The organism is Enterobacter sp. GER_MD16_1505_Eko_090 (genome assembly GCF_003331015.1).
Taxonomy (GTDB): domain Bacteria; phylum Pseudomonadota; class Gammaproteobacteria; order Enterobacterales; family Enterobacteriaceae; genus Enterobacter; species Enterobacter roggenkampii.
Map to the genome: position 1 here is coordinate 1 of NZ_PUQF01000059.1, position 1,629 is coordinate 1,629.

Here is a 1,629-nt window from a genome sequence, read left to right on the forward strand (position 1 = left end):
TACCAGCGTACGGCCCACAGAATGATGTCACGCTGAAAATGCCGGCCTTTGAATGGGTTCATGTGCAGCTCCATCAGTAAAAGGGGATGATAAGTTTATCACCACCGACTATTTGCAACAGTGCCAATTTTTGTACGTTAAGCGCATTATTTAACCAATCTTGGTTCGTAAGTGGTTGATTTTGCGTCAGTGGCTATCGCTTTTAAGTTGTCGCTCTTGCAGTATCGCATTTAGGTTATCCGATTAAGGTCAAACCTCTGAAAATGCCGTATAGCGCGGGAGTACACCCTATTGCTATAGGTAAGTCTGTTCAAAAAACAGGCTTACCGTACAATAATTCTCTATATCCAAACTGACCCCTACACGCTCGTAAGCGGCTCTTACGACCCGCTAACGCGGAGATACGCCCCAACTGCGGCTTCGCCTTGTTGTGACCACTCCGACCGCGCACAAAAGCCTCTGAGCCGCTTTTAGCGGAATATGGCTTTGCAGGGTGAAGGGATGGATAGGCGATCCCTTTCGATCCCTCACTGGTATCGGCGGCTAACCCTCGGTGCTACCTGTCATTTCATCCTGCCGCCTTACATGCGCTAACGCGCATAAATCCCCGTTCCTCAGTGGAACGAAAACTCACGCTAACAGGGTAGTGACCGGGTAGCCACGATAACTGCCAACAAAATTAGCTTATAGGTTAATTCTACCTTGTCTGAAATTAGCCTATAGGTTAATATTAATAGAAATGGGAGGTCACATGTTTAGCGTTGTTTATCACCCGGAAGCCAGGGAAGAAGCCACAGCATTACCCGTAAAAATCAGGGTGAAGTTTGACCGTCTCATCGGCAAACTGGAGTATGACGCCCGATTACTGCGGGAGCCGGACACGAAGCCCCTGGGCGATGGACTTTTTGAGATCCGCACGATGGGGACGGACATAGCCAGGGGAATCTGGGTATACCACAAAGGCAATACCATCATCATGCTCCGTGTTTTCATCAAGAAGTCACAGAAAACGCCAGCGAAAGAAATCGATCTCGCCAAAAAGCGGTTAGCGGAGGTACTTAATGAAACTGGTAAGCCATAAAGAACTGCATAACGAGTGGATGCAGGACGATGAATATCGCGCTGCATGGCAGGAAGAAGAACGTAAGGAAAAGCTCAGGGAGCTGCTTGCTGAATGGCGCAAGCATGACAACCTGACAAAAGCGCAGGTTGCTGAACGCATGGGGGTTACACCTCCGGTTATTTCTCGCCTGGAAAACAACATCACCAAAGCCAGCATCGACACACTGACCCGCTACGCTCACGCCTGCGGCATCAAGAAACCTGTCATTGCCCTGTACTGAATAGCCAGCCCTCCGGGGCTGGCCTTTTTGTTTCGGTCAGTCCCAAAATTTTGTTAAAGCAAGTTTAAAATGTCACCTGTTTCTCCAAAGTTGAAATGTCACTTCTAAGCCAATCTATTTATACATAATCTTTACATCTTTCCCCGGTGACAAAGTGCTAATTGGTCTGTAATGTTCAATGTGTGGCAGGCAAGCCGCCGGTGACTTAGGGAAGGTGCGAACAAGTTCCTGATATGAGATCATCATATTCATCCGGAGCGCATCCCAGAGGGACATCATGAGCCAT

At 48.3% G+C, this 1,629-nt stretch carries 2 protein-coding genes; both read left to right on the forward strand.

Annotation, left to right across the window (positions count from 1 at the left end; translation table 11 throughout):
* The first annotated feature begins 751 nt into the window (after positions 1-751).
* Entirely contained in the window at positions 752-1,081 is a 330-nt protein-coding gene (locus tag C6A40_RS24730) for a type II toxin-antitoxin system RelE/ParE family toxin (protein WP_000493286.1), read from the forward strand.
* Entirely contained in the window at positions 1,062-1,343 is a 282-nt protein-coding gene (locus tag C6A40_RS24735) for a helix-turn-helix domain-containing protein (protein ID WP_000780222.1), read from the forward strand. The genes C6A40_RS24730 and C6A40_RS24735 overlap by 20 nt, the downstream gene beginning before the upstream one ends.
* Positions 1,344-1,629 lie beyond the last annotated feature (286 nt).